This is a genomic window from Mesorhizobium sp. RCAM 05104, assembly GCF_059683645.1.
The window spans coordinates 6,123,746-6,138,938 of the sequence record NZ_CM185033.1; the positions used below are offsets into that span (position 1 = coordinate 6,123,746).

Consider the following 15,193-nt stretch of genomic DNA (forward strand, 5'->3'; position numbering starts at 1 on the left):
TTCGGCCTAGTCGCTGCGGCGGAAATTGCGGATGCGGTCGAACAGCACCGCCAGCAGAATGGCGCCGCCGATGAACACCCCTTGCCAGAAGGCATTGATGCCGAGCAGGCCGAGGCTGTTGCGGATCACTTCGATGAGGGCCGCACCGACGATGGCGCCGAAGGCGGTGCCGACGCCGCCGGCAAGGTTGGCCCCGCCGATGACGGTGGCGGCAATCACCTGCAGCTCCATGCCGGTGCCGATGTTGGTGGTGACGGCCCCGAGCCAGCCGGTTTCGATGACGCCGGCGATGCCCGCCGAAAGCGCCGAGATCATGTAGACCGCAACCTTAATCTGGCGCACCGGAACGCCGGTCAGCGTCGCCGCATGCTCGTTGCCGCCGATGGCGAAGATGTGCCGGCCGAACTTGGTCCAACGCAGGATAAAGCCGGTGATCAGCGCCAGCACGATGGTGTAGAGCACCGGATTGGCGATGCCGAACACCCAGGCGCCGCCGCCCAGCGACAAGAGCTTGGCGTGGTCCGGTCCGAACTGGAAGACGACTGTGTTGTTGGAAGCGACCATGGCCAGGCTGCGGGCGATCGACAGCATGCCGAGCGTCACCACGAACGGTGGAAAGCCGAGATAGGCGATCATTATGCCGTTGAAGGCGCCGATGGCGAGCGCGGTGGAGATAGAGGCCAGGATGCCGACCTCGATCGAGTAGCCGGCATGCATGGTGACGGCCAGCACCATCGACGACAGGCACAGCACCGAGCCGACCGACAGGTCGATGCCGCCGGTGATGATGACGAAGGTCATGCCGAGCGCGATGATGGCGACGAAGGTGATGTTGCGGGTGATGTTGTAGAGGTTCTTCGAGGTGGCGAAGGCGTCGGTGGCGAACGACAGGAACAGGCAGGCGAGGATGACCGCGATCACCACCCAGAAGGTCTGGCTGGCAAACATCCGCGCCGGCAAGGATTGCCGTTTGTGTTCGATCGGCTGGTCAATTGTCAGTGCCATCGTCGACCTTCATCTGCTGTGCGTGGTGAAAACGCCTGAAATCAAACCTGTTCGATGGCGCCGGTGATCAGCCCGGTGACTTCCTCGGGCGAGCTCGACGCGATCGTCTTGTCGGCGACCTTGCGGCCACGCCGCATGACGATGACGCGATCGGCGACGGTGAAGACGTCGGGCATGCGGTGGCTGATCAGCACCACGGCGATGCCCTGGTCGCGCAGATGGCGGATCAGGTTCAGCACTTCCGCCACCTGCCGCACCGAGATCGCCGCCGTCGGCTCGTCCATCAGCACGATCTTGGCTTGCGACAGCATGGTGCGGGCGATCGCCACCGCCTGGCGCTGACCACCGGACATCTGCTTGACGAGGTCGCGTGGGCGGGTTTCGGACTTCAATTCGGCGAAGATCTGACCGGCGCGCTTGTACATCGCGGCATAGTCGAGAATGCGAAACGGGCCAACGCCCTTGCGCAGTTCGCGGCCGAGATAGACATTCGCCGCCGCCGTCAGGTTGTTGCACAAAGCGAGGTCCTGGTGGACGATCTCGATGCCGTGCTGGCGCGCCTCGACCGGCTTGTGCAGGATCAGCTCCTTGCCGTCCATCTGCATGGCGCCATGGCTCGGGCGGAAATTGCCGGCGATCATCTTGACCAGCGTCGACTTGCCGGCGCCATTGTCGCCCATCAGGCCGACCACCTGGCCGGGCTCGATCGACAGCGACACGTCGTTGACCGCCTGGATGGCGCCGAAATGCTTCGATATATTGGTGAGTTCGAGAACCGCCACCAGCCTGCTGCCTCCCCGTGCTTTGTGACCCGCCGCTGTTCCCGGCGTGGATGCCGGCGCTGCTTTGGCCCTCGCTCTCCCCAGCTCCTCCCGGAAACAGCGTTAGCGTTCTTTTACGCAAAAGCCGGCGCGCGTCAATCAATTGTCGGACGAATCAAGGTCGGATTATTTCAAAAATCCGTTTTGTAGGACAAATAGCATTGACGTTGGCGGCGAGCCGATATTAGCTAAGCCTCGGAGGAGATTATGCCGATCCCTTCGGGCGGTTCGCCCGGTGGAATCGGCGAAGATATATCGGTCGAGGTTCCGGCTGCACCCATGTGGTTGAGCCGGTCCGAAACCGCATCTGGAAATGCTTATCGATCTGTCTTGGCGACACGAGTGCTCGCGAAACGAACCTCTGTCATCACGCGTCCGGTCGATTTGTGTGGCGGGCACGCCGTGTCCGTCTGTTTCAAGGGAGGACTAACATGAGGAAATCACTTTTGCTCGCCGCCGCCGCCATGATGGCGCTTGGCGCCGGGCCGGCATTGGCCAAGAAACAGCTCGTCATTGTGGTGAAAGGTCTCGACAATCCGTTCTTCGAAGCCATCCATCAGGGCTGCGAGAAGTGGAACAAGGAAAACGCCAGCTCGGAATATGAATGCTTCTACACCGGTCCGGCGTCGACTTCCGACGAAGCCGGCGAGGCACAAATCGTCCAGGATATGCTGAGCAAGGCGGATACGGTGGCGATGGCGATTTCGCCGTCCAACGCGCCGCTGATCGCGCAGACGATCAAGACCGCCAATCCGACGATCCCGATCATGACCGTCGATGCCGACCTCAGCAAGGAAGATGCCGCGCTGCGCAAGACCTATCTCGGCACCGACAATTACCTGATGGGCAAGAAGATCGGCGAATACATCAAGAAGGCAAAGCCGAATGGCGGCACGATCTGCACCATCGAAGGCAACCCGGCGGCCGACAACATCCTGCGCCGCGCGCAAGGCATGCGCGACGCCCTGACGGGCAAGGAAGGCCTCGCTGCACTTGCCGGCGAAGGTGGCTGGACCGAAGTCGCCGGCTGCCCGGTGTTCACCAATGACGATGGTGCCAAGGGCGTGCAGGCGATGACCGACATCCTCGCCGCCAACCCCAAGCTCGATGCGTTCGGCATCATGGGCGGCTGGCCGCTGTTCGGCGCACCGCAGCCCTATCGCGATCTGGTCGGACCGCTGAAGGACAAGCTGGCCAGCAACGACTTCGTCATCGGCGCCGCCGACACGATCGGCGACGAAGTGGCGATCGCCAAGGACGGCCTGGTGACCGCTTTGGTCGGCCAGCGGCCGTTCGAAATGGGCTACAAGGCACCGTCGGTGATGATTGATCTCATCGAAGGCAAGGCCGTCGCCGATCCGGTGTTCACCGGCCTTGACGAATGCACCAAGGACACGGTCGACACCTGCATCCAGAAATAGGTTCTCGATTTCGGGGCGCCCGGCAACGGGCGCCCCGCCAACTCTCGAACAGGACGCGGTGGTTGGGGGCAACAGGCTCCAGCTTTGGCGCGCCCAGGATTTGGATTTTTCGGCAACGAGATCGGCGCGCCGCGCAGGTTCGGACCATTCCGGACGACAGACGGCCGACGTATTGGAACGTGGATGCCGGACAAAAAGTCAAAGAAGCGGCCCAGCCGGACCAAGGTGCAAACCAGTCGCCATCCGGCCGCCGTGCGCAGTGCCGGTTCGGCGCATGTGCCTGGAGCGAGCGTCCATGCCTCGCTGGCCAGCGAGATTGGACTGAGGATCGTGCGTGGCGACTACCCGCCCGGCACGATCCTGCCCAACGAGGCCAAATGGGCGCAGACCTTCAATGTCAGCCGGTCAGCGGTGCGCGAAGCCATCAAGATGCTGATGGCCAAGAGCCTTTTGGCGTCACGCCCCAAGATCGGCAGCTGGGTCGAACCGAAAGAGCGCTGGAACCTGCTCGATCGCGACGTGCTGGCCTGGTACGCGACCGCGCCCGATCGTGAGGCTTTCCTGCGCACAGTGCAGGAGTTCCGCCACATCATCGAACCGGAAGCATCGGCCTTCGCCGCCCTGCGGCACAGCGACGAACAGATGGCCGAGATCAGCCTGGCCTGCCGCGAGATGGGCGAGGCCTTGAGCCTGCCGGAGCGTATCCGCGCCGACACGCGCTTCCATCTCGCCATCCTGCGCGCCTCCGGCAACGACCTTCTGGTGCCGCTCGGTGTGCTGATCGAATCGGCGCTCGACCATCTCTTCGCGTTCACGACGCAACAGGTCGGCGATCAGCGCCAGGCACAGAAGCTGCATGAGGCGATCGAGAAGAACATCCGCCTGCGACGTCCGGCAGCCGCGCGTAGCGCCGTGCACAGGCTGCTGGCCAACACCGACGACGGCATCGGACGGTCAAGGCGGTGATTGGCGCCCGCGCTCGGCGATCCCTCAAATCGTCTGTTTCTTGCCATCCTTGGTCGGCATCAGGTCTATGCCGTTGACCTTGGCGATGTGCGTGGCCAGCATCGGCACGAACTGCTCGGCCGGACCGGTGGCATGGGCGCCGGCGAAGGAATTCTTGGTGGCATTGCCGAGCGGGTTGGCGATGCCGGCCGCACCGGCCATCGATTCGAGATAGGTCAAGTCCTTGAAGGCGTTGGCGATGGAGAATTTGTGGGCGTCGCGGTCGCCCTCCAGCGTCCAGCGCATGAAGGTCTGGTAGAAGCCGCAATCCATGCGGCCGTTGCGGATGACGCTATCGAAGCGCGGCGGCGAGATGCCGACCTTCTGCGCCAGCGCCAGCGCCTCGGAATAGATCGCGGCGTAGCCCAACGAAATGAAGTTGTTGAGAAGCTTCATGCGGTGGCCATCGCCGGTGTCGCCGATATGGACGATGCGTCCGGCCCAGGTTTCGAGCACCGGCTTCAGCCGCGCAAAGACGGCGTCCGGCGCGCCGACCATGGCATCGAGCGTGCCTTCCCAGGCTTCCTTCGGCGTGCGGCTCAGCGGTGCATCGACATAGTCGACGCCGAGCGCCTTGAGCTCGGCGGCAATCGCCACCGTCGAGACCGGATCGGAGGTCGAGCAGTCGACGACGACCGAGCCTTTCTTCAAGCCCTCCTTGAGGCCGCCGGGACCGCGAATGATGGCCTCGACCTCGCGCGAGCCGGTGACGCAGATGAAGACGATGTCGGATGCCGCTGCCACGTCGCGCGAGGTGGCCGCTTCCACGGCGCCCCGGCCAGCCAAGTCTTCCGCGGGCTTGCGGTTCTTGCGGCCGAGAAAGGTCAGGCTGTAGCCCTTGTCGACGATGTTCTTGGCAATCCCGTGTCCCATCAGGCCAAGGCCGATGAAACCGATCTTTTCGCTCGCGGCGGTCGTGTTCATGTCGTGTCGTCCTGTTTGCAATGATTGATATTCAGCGCTGCCATTTTCGCAGGCGAGGCGGGTTTTTGCCGCAGGCGGTGGCAGGTGATTGCGGAATGCCTTATTGTCTGACAATACACATAAATCCCAGAGGATGTGGAGAGCAAAATGGCGAAGCGGATCATGTTCACCGGCGGCAGCGGCAAGGCGGGGCGACATGTCGTGCAATATCTGGTCGAGCAGGGCTGCCAGGTGCTCAACATCGACACCAAGCCGCTCGACAATCCCAAGGTGCGCACGCTGATCACCGACATCACCGACAGCGGCCAGGTGTTCAACGCGCTGTCGAGCTATATGGGCCTGCATGAGTTCGACCCGTCGCTGCGGGCGCAACCGGTCGATGCCGTGGTGCATTTCGCCGCCATCCCGCGCATCATGATCACACCCGACAATGAAGTGTTCCGCATCAACGCGCTCGGCACCTACAATGTCATCGAGGCGGCGGTGAAGCTCGGCATCCGCAAGGTCATCATCGCCTCCAGCGAGACGACCTATGGGCTCGTCTTCGCCAACGAGCCGCGCGACCCCAAATATTTCCCGCTTGACGAGGACTATGACGTCGACCCGATGGACAGCTACGCGCTGTCCAAGATCGTCAACGAGAAGACGGCCCGTGCCTTCGCGCAGCGCAATGGCACCGACATCTATGCGCTGCGTATCGGCAACGTCATCGAACCGCATGAATATTCGCTGTTTCCGAAATGGTTCGCCGATCCGGGTTTCCGTAAGCGGATCGCGTGGAGCTATGTCGATGCGCGTGACCTTGGCCAGATCACGCTGCGCGCCATTGAGAAGGACGGGCTCGGCTTCCAGGTGTTCAATGCTGCCAATGACGACACCTCGTCCGACCTGCCGACGGCCGAACTCTTGCAGCGGTTCTATCCTGGCGTGCCGGTCAAGGGCGAGCTTGGCGAATACGAGACCCTGCTGTCGAATCGCAAGGCGCGCGACATGCTCGGCTTCCGCCCGGAGCACAGCTGGCGCAAATACGTCAAGATCGCTTGAGCGGGGGGCAATTCGCGGGTGAATTGTGCATAGCCGCCGGCTTTGCGGGTCAACCCGCTTGCCGCGCTTGACAGCTTGCCCAAACCGGACTTTCTGGTGCCCATGCGGGACGCAAAGCCGAACAAGGAAAAATCGCCGTCGAAAGCGGCGGCCGCCGAGCGCCCGGCCGGCGTTCGCCGGCCCGACGCGGCGCGCATTCCGGGCGCCAGCGTGCACACATCGCTGGCCAACGAGATTGGCCTGAGGATCGTGCGCGGCGACTATCCGCCCGGCACCATCCTGCCCAATGAAGCCAAATGGTCGGAGACCTTCAGCGTCAGCCGCTCGGCGGTGCGCGAGGCGATCAAGATGCTGATGGCCAAGAGCCTTTTGGCCTCCCGACCCAAGATCGGCAGCTGGGTCGAGCCGAAGGAGCGCTGGAATCTCCTCGACCGCGATGTGCTCGCCTGGTACGCGACCTCGCCGGACCGCGAGGTGTTCCTGAAAACCGTGCAGGAGTTTCGCCACATCATAGAGCCGGAAGCGAGCGCCTTTGCCGCCATGCGGCGGACCGACGAGCAGATGGCCGAGATCAGCCAGGCCTGCCGCGAGATGGGCGAGGCGGCCAGCCTGCAGGAGCGCACCCGCGCCGATACCCGGTTCCATCTGGCGATCCTGCGCGCCTCCGGCAACGATCTTCTGGTGCCGCTCGGCGTGCTGATCGAATCCGCGTTCGATCATCTGTTCGCCTTCACCACCCGGGCCGTTGACGATCTCAATCATGCGCAGAAGCTGCATGAGGCGATCGAAAAGAACATCCGGCTGCAGCGCCCTGATGCGGCGCGCAACGCGGTGCGCAAGTTGCTCGCCAACACCGACGGCGTCATCCGATCCAGGTAAGTCGATAGCCAACCCCCGTACGGTGCAGGGCCTCGACGAAGGCTTCGCCATAGTCGGCGCGGGGGTCCCTTGTCATAGCGTGTGACGGATGGATTGATGCCCTTCCCGACTGTCTTGCCGCCAGACCCTTGCAGCTTCTGGATGAGGCCCCAAGGTGGCGGCAGAAGGTGGCGCGGGCGACTAACCTTCCTTGTCACGCCCGAAGGCGGCGCGCAGTTCAACCTTGGCGTCCTCGAGAACTTGCCTGCGCCTGGCGGGCAGGTTCTTGCCGGCGCGGTTGATGTAGAAATTCAGCATCGACATCGCGGACTGGAAGGGTTCGGCCTTGCGCCGGTGACTGTGTTGGGCGGATCGCTTGAGAGAGGCGGCAATCTTCCTGGCGTCGTCGGATTCAAAGATGTGATCCTCGAGATCCATCGCGTCGCTGTGCTCGGTCACCTCGGCCGACCATTTCTTCTTCGCGGTCATGACAGGACTCCCTTGCAGGGTGGCTTGTCGGAAAACTCCGTACATTGGCGTCGGTTCCGCGTGGGAAGTCTGGAGCCACGGATTTGCCCGCTGTGGCGCTGCTGCGCGCGGCGAATGCGCCGATAGTGGTGCAGACGGCAGCCGGTTTTCGAGCCCGCCGACAGGAAACGCCTTGACCCGAACAGATACCAGCCGGCCGAGCTCCGGCATCGACAGCCCCTATGCCTGGATGCGGCTTGCCATCTCGATGTTGCTGGCGACGATCGGCGCCGTCGGCATGTGGGCGGTGGTCGTGGTGCTGCCCGCCGTGCAGGCCGAGTTCGGCGTTGATCGCGCCGCGGCCTCCATGCCCTATACCGCGACCATGGTCGGCTTTGCCGCCGGCAACGTGCTGATCGGCCGCGCCATCGACCGTATGGGCTACTGGATCCCGGCGCTGCTCTCCTCGGTCGCGCTCGCCGCCGGCCTTTTGCTCGCGGCGCTGTCGACCTCGATCCTGCAGTTCACCCTTGCTCAAGGGGTGCTGATCGGTGTCGGCACCTCGGTGATCTTCGGGCCGCTGATTGCCGATATCTCGCACTGGTTCAACCGTCGGCGCGGTGTCGCGGTGACCGCGGCGGCGGCCGGCAATTACCTTGCCGGAGCGATCTGGCCGACCATCATTCCGACGCTGATGAAGGCGGAAGGCTGGCGATTCACCTATGCAGCCATCGGCGTCTTCTGCCTGGTGACCATGGTGCCGCTGGTGCTGATGCTGCGGCGCGGCGCTCCGGCGGCTGCCGCCGCCGGTTCGCCGGGAAGCCGGCCGGTGCAACCGATCTCGCTGTCGCCGGCGGCCTTGCAGGTGCTGCTGGTCGTTGCCGGCCTCGGCTGCTGCGTGGCGATGTCGATGCCGCAGGTGCATATCGTCGCCTATTGCATGGATCTCGGCTACGGCGTGGCGCACGGCGCCGACATGCTGTCGATCATGATGGCAGGCGGCGTCGTCAGTCGGTTGGCGTCCGGCTTCATTGCCGATCGCATCGGCGGCGTGAAGACACTGCTGATCGGTTCGGTGCTGCAATGCCTGTCGTTGCTGTTCTACATTCCCTTCGACGGGCTCGTCTCACTCTATGTCGTGTCGCTGGTGTTCGGCCTGTCGCAAGGCGGCATCGTGCCTTGTTACGCGATCATCGTGCGCGACTACATGCCGGCCAATGAAGCCGGCCAGCGTATCGGCATCGTGATGATGGCCACCATCTTCGGCATGGCGATCGGCGGCTGGATGTCGGGCTGGATCTACGACCTGACCGGCTCCTATGCCGCGGCCTTCCTCAATGGCATCGCCTGGAATGTGCTGAACCTGCTGGCGATCGGGCTGTTGGTGTGGAAGGCAAGGCGCAGCGCCGCCGTGATGGCCTGAAGCGTCTTTCCACCATATCGCCAGGGAACCGCGCGCCTTGACATCCACCCAAGGCTGCGCGACCCCAGAAACCGGGTGGGTGCGGCAACAGGCCGGTTTGGCATGGCGACAGTGGCAAAGACGCTGAACTTGGTTTCGCGAGTGCGTGGCGGCACCGGCCTGGCGCGTGGAGCGCGCCCTTGATCAAGCCGCGCTCACGCCGCGGCGGCGGCCGCCCCACGATTGCCGATGTCGCGCGCAAGGCCGGCGTCGGTGCCATAACCGTGTCGCGCGCCTTGCGCGAGCCGGAGCGTGTCTCGGAAGAACTGCGTCGCCAGATCCAGGCCGCTGTCGACGAACTCGGCTATGTGCCGGACCCGAATGCGCGGGCGCTGGCCTCGGCGCGCGCCGAGGTGTTCGGCGTGCTGGTGCCTTCGCTCACCAACAACGTCTTTGCCGAGGTGGTGCGCGGCATCTATGACAGCCTGTCGGACAGCCCGTTCCGCATCCAGCTTGGCAACACCCATTATTCCGGCCTCGAGGAGGAGCGGCTGCTGCAGGTGTTCGCGCCGCAACGGCCGGCAGCGCTGATCGTGGCCGGCATCGACCAGACGCCGACCTCGCGAAAATTGCTGGAGAATGCCGGCTGCCCCGTGGTTCAGGTCATGGAGACCGGGCCCGATCCGGTCGACATGATGGTCGGCTTCTCGCACTTCGATGGCGGCAGGACGGCGACCGAACATCTGATCGAGGTGGGTTACCGCCGGATCGGCTTCATGGGCGCGCGCATGGACCCGCGCTCGCAGCGGCGCCTGGCAGGCTATCGCGCGGCGATGGGGGCCGCCGGCCTGTTCGACCCGCGCCTTGTCACCACCACGCCGGTGCCGTCCAGCGTGTCGCTCGGGCGTGAACTGTTCCGCGACGCGCTGGCCAAGGTGCCGACGCTCGACGCGGTGTTCTGCAACAATGACGACATCGCGCTTGGCGTGCTGTTCGAATGCCATCGCGCCTCGATCGCGGTGCCGAAGACGATCGGCATCGTCGGCTTCAACGACCTCGACATGATGCAGGTGGCGTTCCCCTCGATCACCAGCATCCGCACCCACCGCTATGAGATCGGCAGGCGCGCTGTCGCCATGGCGCTGGCGGCGATCGCCGGCAACAGGCCGGAACAACGGGTCGTCGACCTTGGCTTCGAGCTCAAGCGCCGCGAGAGCTCCGCTCGTTGAAACACACAGAAGCGACTGTGCGAATGCCGGTTTACAGGCTGATTTGGTAGCGCTACCATTTTTGTCGAGCAGGCGTGGAACATAGAGGGTAGTGCCTGTTTATTATACATAAGTAACAACTAATTCTTGTTTATTATGTATAATATGATAGTTTTCGCCGTGCTGGCGACGACGAGGGGAGGGACCGGGTCGGCCATCACCGGCGACCAAGACGTGCTTGGCAAGGCAGGAGGTGCCGGCCCATCGCGCGAGACTTCGCAAAGCGAAACAACAATCAGAACTGCAACTGGGAGGAATATCGATGATCAAGTCACTTGTTGGTGGCATCGTTGCCGCCACTGCATTCGTCGTGTTGAGCTCGTCGGCGATCGCCGCCGGCCCGGAAATCGTCAAGGGCCCGGCTGCCGAGCCGGATTGCTTCGCACCGTGGGCAGCCGACACGCAGTTCTTCAAGTTTCCCAAGAAGGAAGGCCCGTATCGCATCGCGCTTGCCAACGGCTATATCGCCAACACTTGGCGTATCCAGATGGTGCAGACCGCCAAGGCCTATGCGGCACAGAAGGACGTTGCCGCGAAGCTGAAGGAATTCAAGGTTGTATCGACTGGCGAGGACGTGCCGGCGCAGATCTCGGCAATCAACAACTTCATCGATTCCGGCTTTGACGCGATCGTCGTCAACGCACAGAATCCGACCGCGTTCGGGCCGGTCATCAAGCGCGCCAAGGAAGCCGGCGTCGTGCTGGTCGCCTTCGACAACATCCTCGACACCAAGGACGCCATCAACGTCAACGTCGACCAGAAGGGCCTTGGCGAATTGTGGGGCAAGTGGCTGGTCTCGCATGTGCCGAACGGCGGCAAGGTGCTCGAGGTACGCGGCGTTGCCGGCACTTCCGTCGATACGGACCGTCACGCCGGTATCCATGAGGTCTTCGACGCGTCCGGCAAGAAGTGGGATGTCACCGAAGTCGTCGGCAAGTGGGACGATGGCGTGGCCCAGAAAGCGACGGCCGACGCGATTGCCACCAACGGGCCCTTCGACGGCATCACCGGGCAGGGTGGCGATACCGGCATCGTGCAGGCGATGATCGATGCCAAGCATCCGTTCGTTCCGTTCGGCGGCGAGACCGAAAACGGCTTCCGCAAATTTTGTGCCGCGCATGCCGGCGACGGACTGAAGTGCTCTTCGGCCGGCACCGGCCCGGCCCAGGTGGCGGTTGCCATCAAGACAGCGATTGCCGCGCTCGAAGGCAATGTCGTGCCGCAATCGGTGAAGCTGCCGCTCGCCATTGTCGAGGATCCGAACTTCAAGGAAGGCCAGGATTTCTTCCCCGACCAGTCCGACAATTTCTTCGTCGGCAACTCCTTCCCGACCTGCGGCATCAATTTCACCGCGCAGGAGATCATGGGCCAGACCAAGGAAAACAAATAGTCTGACCAGCCGATGCCGCGGGAGAAAACCCGCGGCATCGGCTGCCTGATGTCAATCGCAAATGCCTGGGAGGGCTGATGGACGGCGCGGTTCCGCTCTTGCGCATGGAAGGCATATCCAAGCGCTATGGAGGCGTGCGGGCGCTGGAGAAGGCTGATCTGTCGGTCTCGGCCGGCAGCATCCATGCCATCCTTGGCGAAAACGGCGCCGGCAAATCGACGCTGATCAAGGTCATGGCCGGTGTCGTGGCGCCCGACGAGGGCCGTATGATGCTGGACGGTCGCGAGGTGACCTTCGCTTCACCCGGTGCGGCGAACAAGGCCGGCATCGTCTGCATCTTCCAGGAGCTGTCCCTGGTTCCTGAACTCAGCGTCGCCGACAACATCGTCATTTCCGACCCCCCGACCCGCTTCGGCATGATCGACCGCAAGGCGCAGCGCCGCATCGCGGAAGAGGCGCTGGCGCGCGCGGGTGCCGCCGACATCCATCCGCTGGCGCTGGTCAAGGACCTGCCATTGTCGCGCCGGCAGATGGTCGAGATCGCCAAGGCACTGGCACGCAAGCCACGCATCCTCATTCTCGACGAGGCGACCTCGGCGCTGACGGCGGCGGACGTCTCGAAGATCTTCGCGGTGCTGAAGCGGCTGCGCTCGGAAGGGCTGGCGCTGCTCTACATTTCGCACCGCATGAACGAGATCGCCGAACTGGCCGACCAGTGCACCGTTTTTCGCAACGGCCGTAACGTCGCCAGCTATCCGGCGGGCTCGAAGAGCGACAATGAAGTGGTCGAGCTGATGATCGGCCGCGAATACAGCCATATCTTTCCACCCAAGCCGGTGGCGGCATCCGCCACCACAGCGCCGGTGCTCGAAGCCCGCAAGCTCTCCTGGGCCGACCGGCTGCACGACGTCTCGCTGACCGTCAGGGCTGGCGAGGTGGTCGGCCTTGGTGGCCTCGACGGCCAGGGCCAGCGCGAGTTGCTGCTGGCCTTCTTCGGCGTGCTGCGCGGCCTGTCGGGCCAGATCCTCATCGACGGCAAGCCGGTCGCCATCGCCAGCCCCGCAGCCGCGCGGGAAGATAGCATCGGCATGGCGCTCATTCCCGAGGACCGCAAGACCGAAGGCCTGATGCTGCCGATGACGGTGCGCGAAAACCTGTCCTTCGCCGCCCTCGACAGGCTGTCGAAAGCCGGCGTCATCGACCGCGCCGCCGAGCAGCGGCTGATCGACGACATGGTCGGCCTGCTTGCGATCAAGACGGCGGGCCTCGACATTCCGGTCGGCGCGCTGTCGGGCGGCAACCAGCAGAAGGTGGTGATCGCCAAATGGCTGATGCGGCAACCGCGCATCATCCTGCTCAACGATCCAACGCGCGGCATCGACGTCGGCACCAAGCAGGAGCTCTACCTGCTGATGCGCAAGCTCGCCGACGCCGGTGCCGCGATCCTGTTCTATTCGACCGATTATGACGAGCTGATCGGCTGCTGCGATCGCGTGCTTGTGCTCTATGACGGGGCGGTCAAGCGCGAACTGGTCGGCGCCGGGATCACCGAGCGGGCGCTGATCGCCAGCGCGCTCAACATCCATGGCGAGGACAGCCCGGTGACCCAGGGAGCGGACGCGTGAAGGATTGGCGTTATTGGCTGGCCGAACAACGCGGGACGCTGCTGGCGCTTGGCATCTTCATCGCCATGTTCGCCATCTACACCTCGAACCACCCGGCGGGCTTCACCGCCAATGTCGTGCAGACGGCGGCGAACAAGGGCGTGCTGCTCGCCTTCGTCGCCATGGCGCAGACGCTGGTGGTGATCACCGCCGGCATCGACTTGTCGGTCGGCATGATCTTCCTTTTGACCAACTGCCTGGCTTCCTGGCTGGTGGTGGGCACGCCGATGCAGACGACGCTCGGCGTCATCGCCGTGCTGGCGGTCGGCCTGCTCTGCGGCGCCATCAATGGCGCCATCGTCATCTATGGGCGGCTGCAGCCGATCGTCGCCACCATTGCCACCGGGGCCGTCTATTACGGCATCGGCCTGTTGCTGCGGCCATTCCCCGGCGGTTCCGTCAATGAGAACCTGGCCGATGCGCTGACGGGCCGCGTGTTCGACGTGGTGCCGGCGAGCCTTGTTGCCCTGCTTGCCATCGTGCTGGTGATCTGGGTGCCATTCAGCCGCTCGGTGCTAGGCCGCGCCGCGTATGCGGCGGGATCATCGGAAACCGCGGCCTATATGTCCGGCGTGCCGATCCGGCGCGGCAAGTTCGCCGCCTACACGCTGGCCGGATTGCTGGCGGCGATCGGCGGGCTGTTCCTCACCTTCTTCACCTATACGGGCGATGCGGCCTATGCCAGCGGCAACGCCTACACCCTGTTCTCGATCGCCGCCGTGGTGCTCGGCGGCGTCTCGCTGTTCGGCGGCAAGGGCAGCGCCATCGGCGCCATCTTCGGCGCGCTCGCCTTCCGCACCATCGGCGACCTCTTGTTCGTGTTCGATTTCGATCCGCTCTGGCAGCCTTTGTTCCAGGGGGTTATCCTTTTGGTCGCGGTCAGCCTCGGCGCCTTCGCCCTGTTCAGGGTCCGCAACCGGCTGGAGTGGTTCCTGTGAGCGAAACGACCATCGGCGGTATTGCCGGACGCATGCCGAAATTCATCCGCCGCGCCGATCCGGCCGTCGTCACCGCCTTTGCCTGCATCGTGCTGCTGCTATTTCTCGGCAGCCTCTATTCGCGCAGCTTCCTGTCGCCTGAGTATCTGCTGCAGCAGCTCAAGGTGGCGTCGTTCCTCGGCGTCATCGCCACCGGCATGATGCTGGTCATCCTGCTCGGCCAGATCGACCTGTCGGTGCCGTGGTCGGTGGCGGCGGGTGCCATGATGGCCTGCGCGGCCGCCGCCTATGGTCCGGCCGGCGTGGCGCTGGCGATCCCGTTCGGCATCTTCTGCGGCGTGCTGATCGGCGTCGTCAACGGCATCGGCGTCGCCTATCTGCGCATCCCCTCGATGATCATCACGCTGGCCACCAATGCCGTCGCGCAAGGGCTTATGGTGGTCTACACCGGCGGCTTCTCGCCGCAGGATTCCGCGACGGGCGCGATGCGCTATCTGGCGACCGGTTTTGCCATTCCGGGCGTGCCCAACGCAGTCGTCATCTGGGCGCTGATCGGCGCGGCGATGGTGTTCGTGCTGACCCGCACCAGCTTCGGCCGCACGGTCTACGGCATCGGCAACCGCGAGCGTGCCGCCTATCTCTCGGGCATCGACACGCGGCGTGTGGTGATGGTCGCCTTCGCCGTCTCCGGCGGCCTGTCGGCCTTTGGCGGCGTGCTGCTGGCCGGCTATGCCTCCAAGGCGGCGCAGTCGATGGGAGACGCCTATCTCTTGCCGTCGATCGCGGCCGTCGTGCTTGGCGGCACCTCGATCCTCGGCGGGCGCGGCTCCTATCTCGGCACCGTCGCCGGCGTCATCCTGATCACGCTGCTGCAGTCCATTCTTTCAGTCATGCAGATGCCGGAGGCGGGGCGGCAGATCATCTATGGCGTCGTCATCGTCGCCATGCTGTTGCTCTACGGCCGCGCGCCAGCAAGCCGCTGATC

General features: G+C 64.0%; 14 protein-coding genes. 10 read left to right on the plus strand and 4 right to left on the minus strand.

Annotation, left to right across the window (positions count from 1 at the left end; all coding sequences use genetic code 11):
- Nucleotides 1-6 precede the first annotated feature (6 nt).
- Both AC56QP_RS30055 and AC56QP_RS30060 read right to left on the minus strand, forming a co-directional pair.
- Nucleotides 7-1,005: an ABC transporter permease gene (locus tag AC56QP_RS30055; protein WP_489862187.1), complete on the minus strand. Its 999-nt coding sequence runs from the start codon at nt 1,003-1,005 to the stop codon at nt 7-9.
- Nucleotides 1,006-1,046: 41 nt separating this feature from the next.
- Nucleotides 1,047-1,787, minus strand: a complete 741-nt coding sequence (locus AC56QP_RS30060) for an ATP-binding cassette domain-containing protein (RefSeq protein WP_489862186.1) — start codon at nt 1,785-1,787, stop codon at nt 1,047-1,049.
- A gap of 470 nt (nt 1,788-2,257) precedes the next feature.
- Here AC56QP_RS30060 and AC56QP_RS30065 point away from each other — a divergent pair, with 470 nt between their 5' ends.
- Both AC56QP_RS30065 and AC56QP_RS30070 read left to right on the plus strand, forming a co-directional pair.
- Complete coding sequence (locus AC56QP_RS30065) at nt 2,258-3,247, plus strand: sugar-binding protein (RefSeq protein ID WP_256753587.1); 990 nt, start codon at nt 2,258-2,260, stop codon at nt 3,245-3,247.
- 183 nt (nt 3,248-3,430) lie between these two features.
- The gene (locus tag AC56QP_RS30070) at nt 3,431-4,213 is read left to right on the plus strand and encodes a FadR/GntR family transcriptional regulator (protein WP_489862185.1); all 783 of its coding nucleotides are present in this window, start codon (nt 3,431-3,433) and stop codon (nt 4,211-4,213) included.
- A 24-nt stretch (nt 4,214-4,237) separates the two neighbouring features.
- Here the strand turns inward: AC56QP_RS30070 and AC56QP_RS30075 are convergent, their stop codons facing one another.
- Nucleotides 4,238-5,176, minus strand: a complete 939-nt coding sequence (locus tag AC56QP_RS30075; protein ID WP_489862184.1) for an NAD(P)-dependent oxidoreductase — start codon at nt 5,174-5,176, stop codon at nt 4,238-4,240.
- Nucleotides 5,177-5,323: 147 nt separating this feature from the next.
- Here AC56QP_RS30075 and AC56QP_RS30080 point away from each other — a divergent pair, with 147 nt between their 5' ends.
- On the plus strand, nt 5,324-6,220 hold the full coding sequence (locus tag AC56QP_RS30080; protein ID WP_489862183.1) for an NAD-dependent epimerase/dehydratase family protein: 897 nt from the start codon (nt 5,324-5,326) through the stop codon (nt 6,218-6,220).
- A gap of 102 nt (nt 6,221-6,322) precedes the next feature.
- A complete protein-coding gene (locus tag AC56QP_RS30085; protein WP_489863482.1) occupies nt 6,323-7,099 on the plus strand; it encodes a FadR/GntR family transcriptional regulator in 777 nt (258 codons plus the stop codon).
- A gap of 180 nt (nt 7,100-7,279) precedes the next feature.
- On the opposite strand, the gene AC56QP_RS30090 is transcribed toward AC56QP_RS30085, so the two are convergent.
- Nucleotides 7,280-7,567 (minus strand): DUF3175 domain-containing protein, encoded by a 288-nt coding sequence (locus AC56QP_RS30090; RefSeq protein ID WP_489862182.1) that lies wholly within the window; start codon nt 7,565-7,567, stop codon nt 7,280-7,282.
- A 172-nt stretch (nt 7,568-7,739) separates the two neighbouring features.
- Between AC56QP_RS30090 and AC56QP_RS30095 the strand changes: the two genes are divergently transcribed.
- The 6 genes from AC56QP_RS30095 (at nt 7,740) to AC56QP_RS30120 (ending at nt 15,191) form a co-directional block, all read left to right on the plus strand.
- A complete protein-coding gene (locus tag AC56QP_RS30095) occupies nt 7,740-8,969 on the plus strand; it encodes an MFS transporter (protein WP_489862181.1) in 1,230 nt (409 codons plus the stop codon).
- A gap of 179 nt (nt 8,970-9,148) precedes the next feature.
- Nucleotides 9,149-10,177 carry an HTH-type transcriptional regulator GntR gene (gene gntR, locus AC56QP_RS30100; protein ID WP_489862180.1) on the plus strand — a complete coding sequence of 343 codons (1,029 nt, stop codon included), beginning with the start codon at nt 9,149-9,151 and terminating at the stop codon, nt 10,175-10,177.
- Between the two features lie 301 nt (nt 10,178-10,478).
- Nucleotides 10,479-11,606, plus strand: coding sequence for a sugar ABC transporter substrate-binding protein (locus tag AC56QP_RS30105; RefSeq protein ID WP_489862179.1), 1,128 nt, complete (start codon nt 10,479-10,481; stop codon nt 11,604-11,606).
- A gap of 77 nt (nt 11,607-11,683) precedes the next feature.
- Complete coding sequence (locus AC56QP_RS30110; protein WP_489862178.1) at nt 11,684-13,231, plus strand: sugar ABC transporter ATP-binding protein; 1,548 nt, start codon at nt 11,684-11,686, stop codon at nt 13,229-13,231.
- Nucleotides 13,228-14,208, plus strand: coding sequence for an ABC transporter permease (locus AC56QP_RS30115; RefSeq protein WP_489862177.1), 981 nt, complete (start codon nt 13,228-13,230; stop codon nt 14,206-14,208). The genes AC56QP_RS30110 and AC56QP_RS30115 overlap by 4 nt, the downstream gene beginning before the upstream one ends.
- On the plus strand, nt 14,205-15,191 hold the full coding sequence (locus tag AC56QP_RS30120; protein WP_489862176.1) for an ABC transporter permease: 987 nt from the start codon (nt 14,205-14,207) through the stop codon (nt 15,189-15,191). Before AC56QP_RS30115 ends, AC56QP_RS30120 begins: the two co-directional genes overlap by 4 nt.
- Nucleotides 15,192-15,193 lie beyond the last annotated feature (2 nt).

What these genes read in the sequence shown, in the direction of transcription:
- AC56QP_RS30105 (WP_489862179.1), top strand. Translation starts at nt 10,479, where the DNA reads ATGATCAAGTCACTTGTTGGTGGCATCGTTGCCGCCACTGCATTCGTC.
- AC56QP_RS30080 (WP_489862183.1), top strand. Translation starts at nt 5,324, where the DNA reads ATGGCGAAGCGGATCATGTTCACCGGCGGCAGCGGCAAGGCGGGGCGA.
- AC56QP_RS30070 (WP_489862185.1), top strand. Translation starts at nt 3,431, where the DNA reads ATGCCGGACAAAAAGTCAAAGAAGCGGCCCAGCCGGACCAAGGTGCAA.
- AC56QP_RS30075 (WP_489862184.1), bottom strand. Translation starts at nt 5,176, where the DNA reads ATGAACACGACCGCCGCGAGCGAAAAGATCGGTTTCATCGGCCTTGGC.
- AC56QP_RS30085 (WP_489863482.1), top strand. Translation starts at nt 6,323, where the DNA reads ATGCGGGACGCAAAGCCGAACAAGGAAAAATCGCCGTCGAAAGCGGCG.
- AC56QP_RS30065 (WP_256753587.1), top strand. Translation starts at nt 2,258, where the DNA reads ATGAGGAAATCACTTTTGCTCGCCGCCGCCGCCATGATGGCGCTTGGC.
- AC56QP_RS30090 (WP_489862182.1), bottom strand. Translation starts at nt 7,567, where the DNA reads ATGACCGCGAAGAAGAAATGGTCGGCCGAGGTGACCGAGCACAGCGAC.
- AC56QP_RS30055 (WP_489862187.1), bottom strand. Translation starts at nt 1,005, where the DNA reads ATGGCACTGACAATTGACCAGCCGATCGAACACAAACGGCAATCCTTG.
- AC56QP_RS30110 (WP_489862178.1), top strand. Translation starts at nt 11,684, where the DNA reads ATGGACGGCGCGGTTCCGCTCTTGCGCATGGAAGGCATATCCAAGCGC.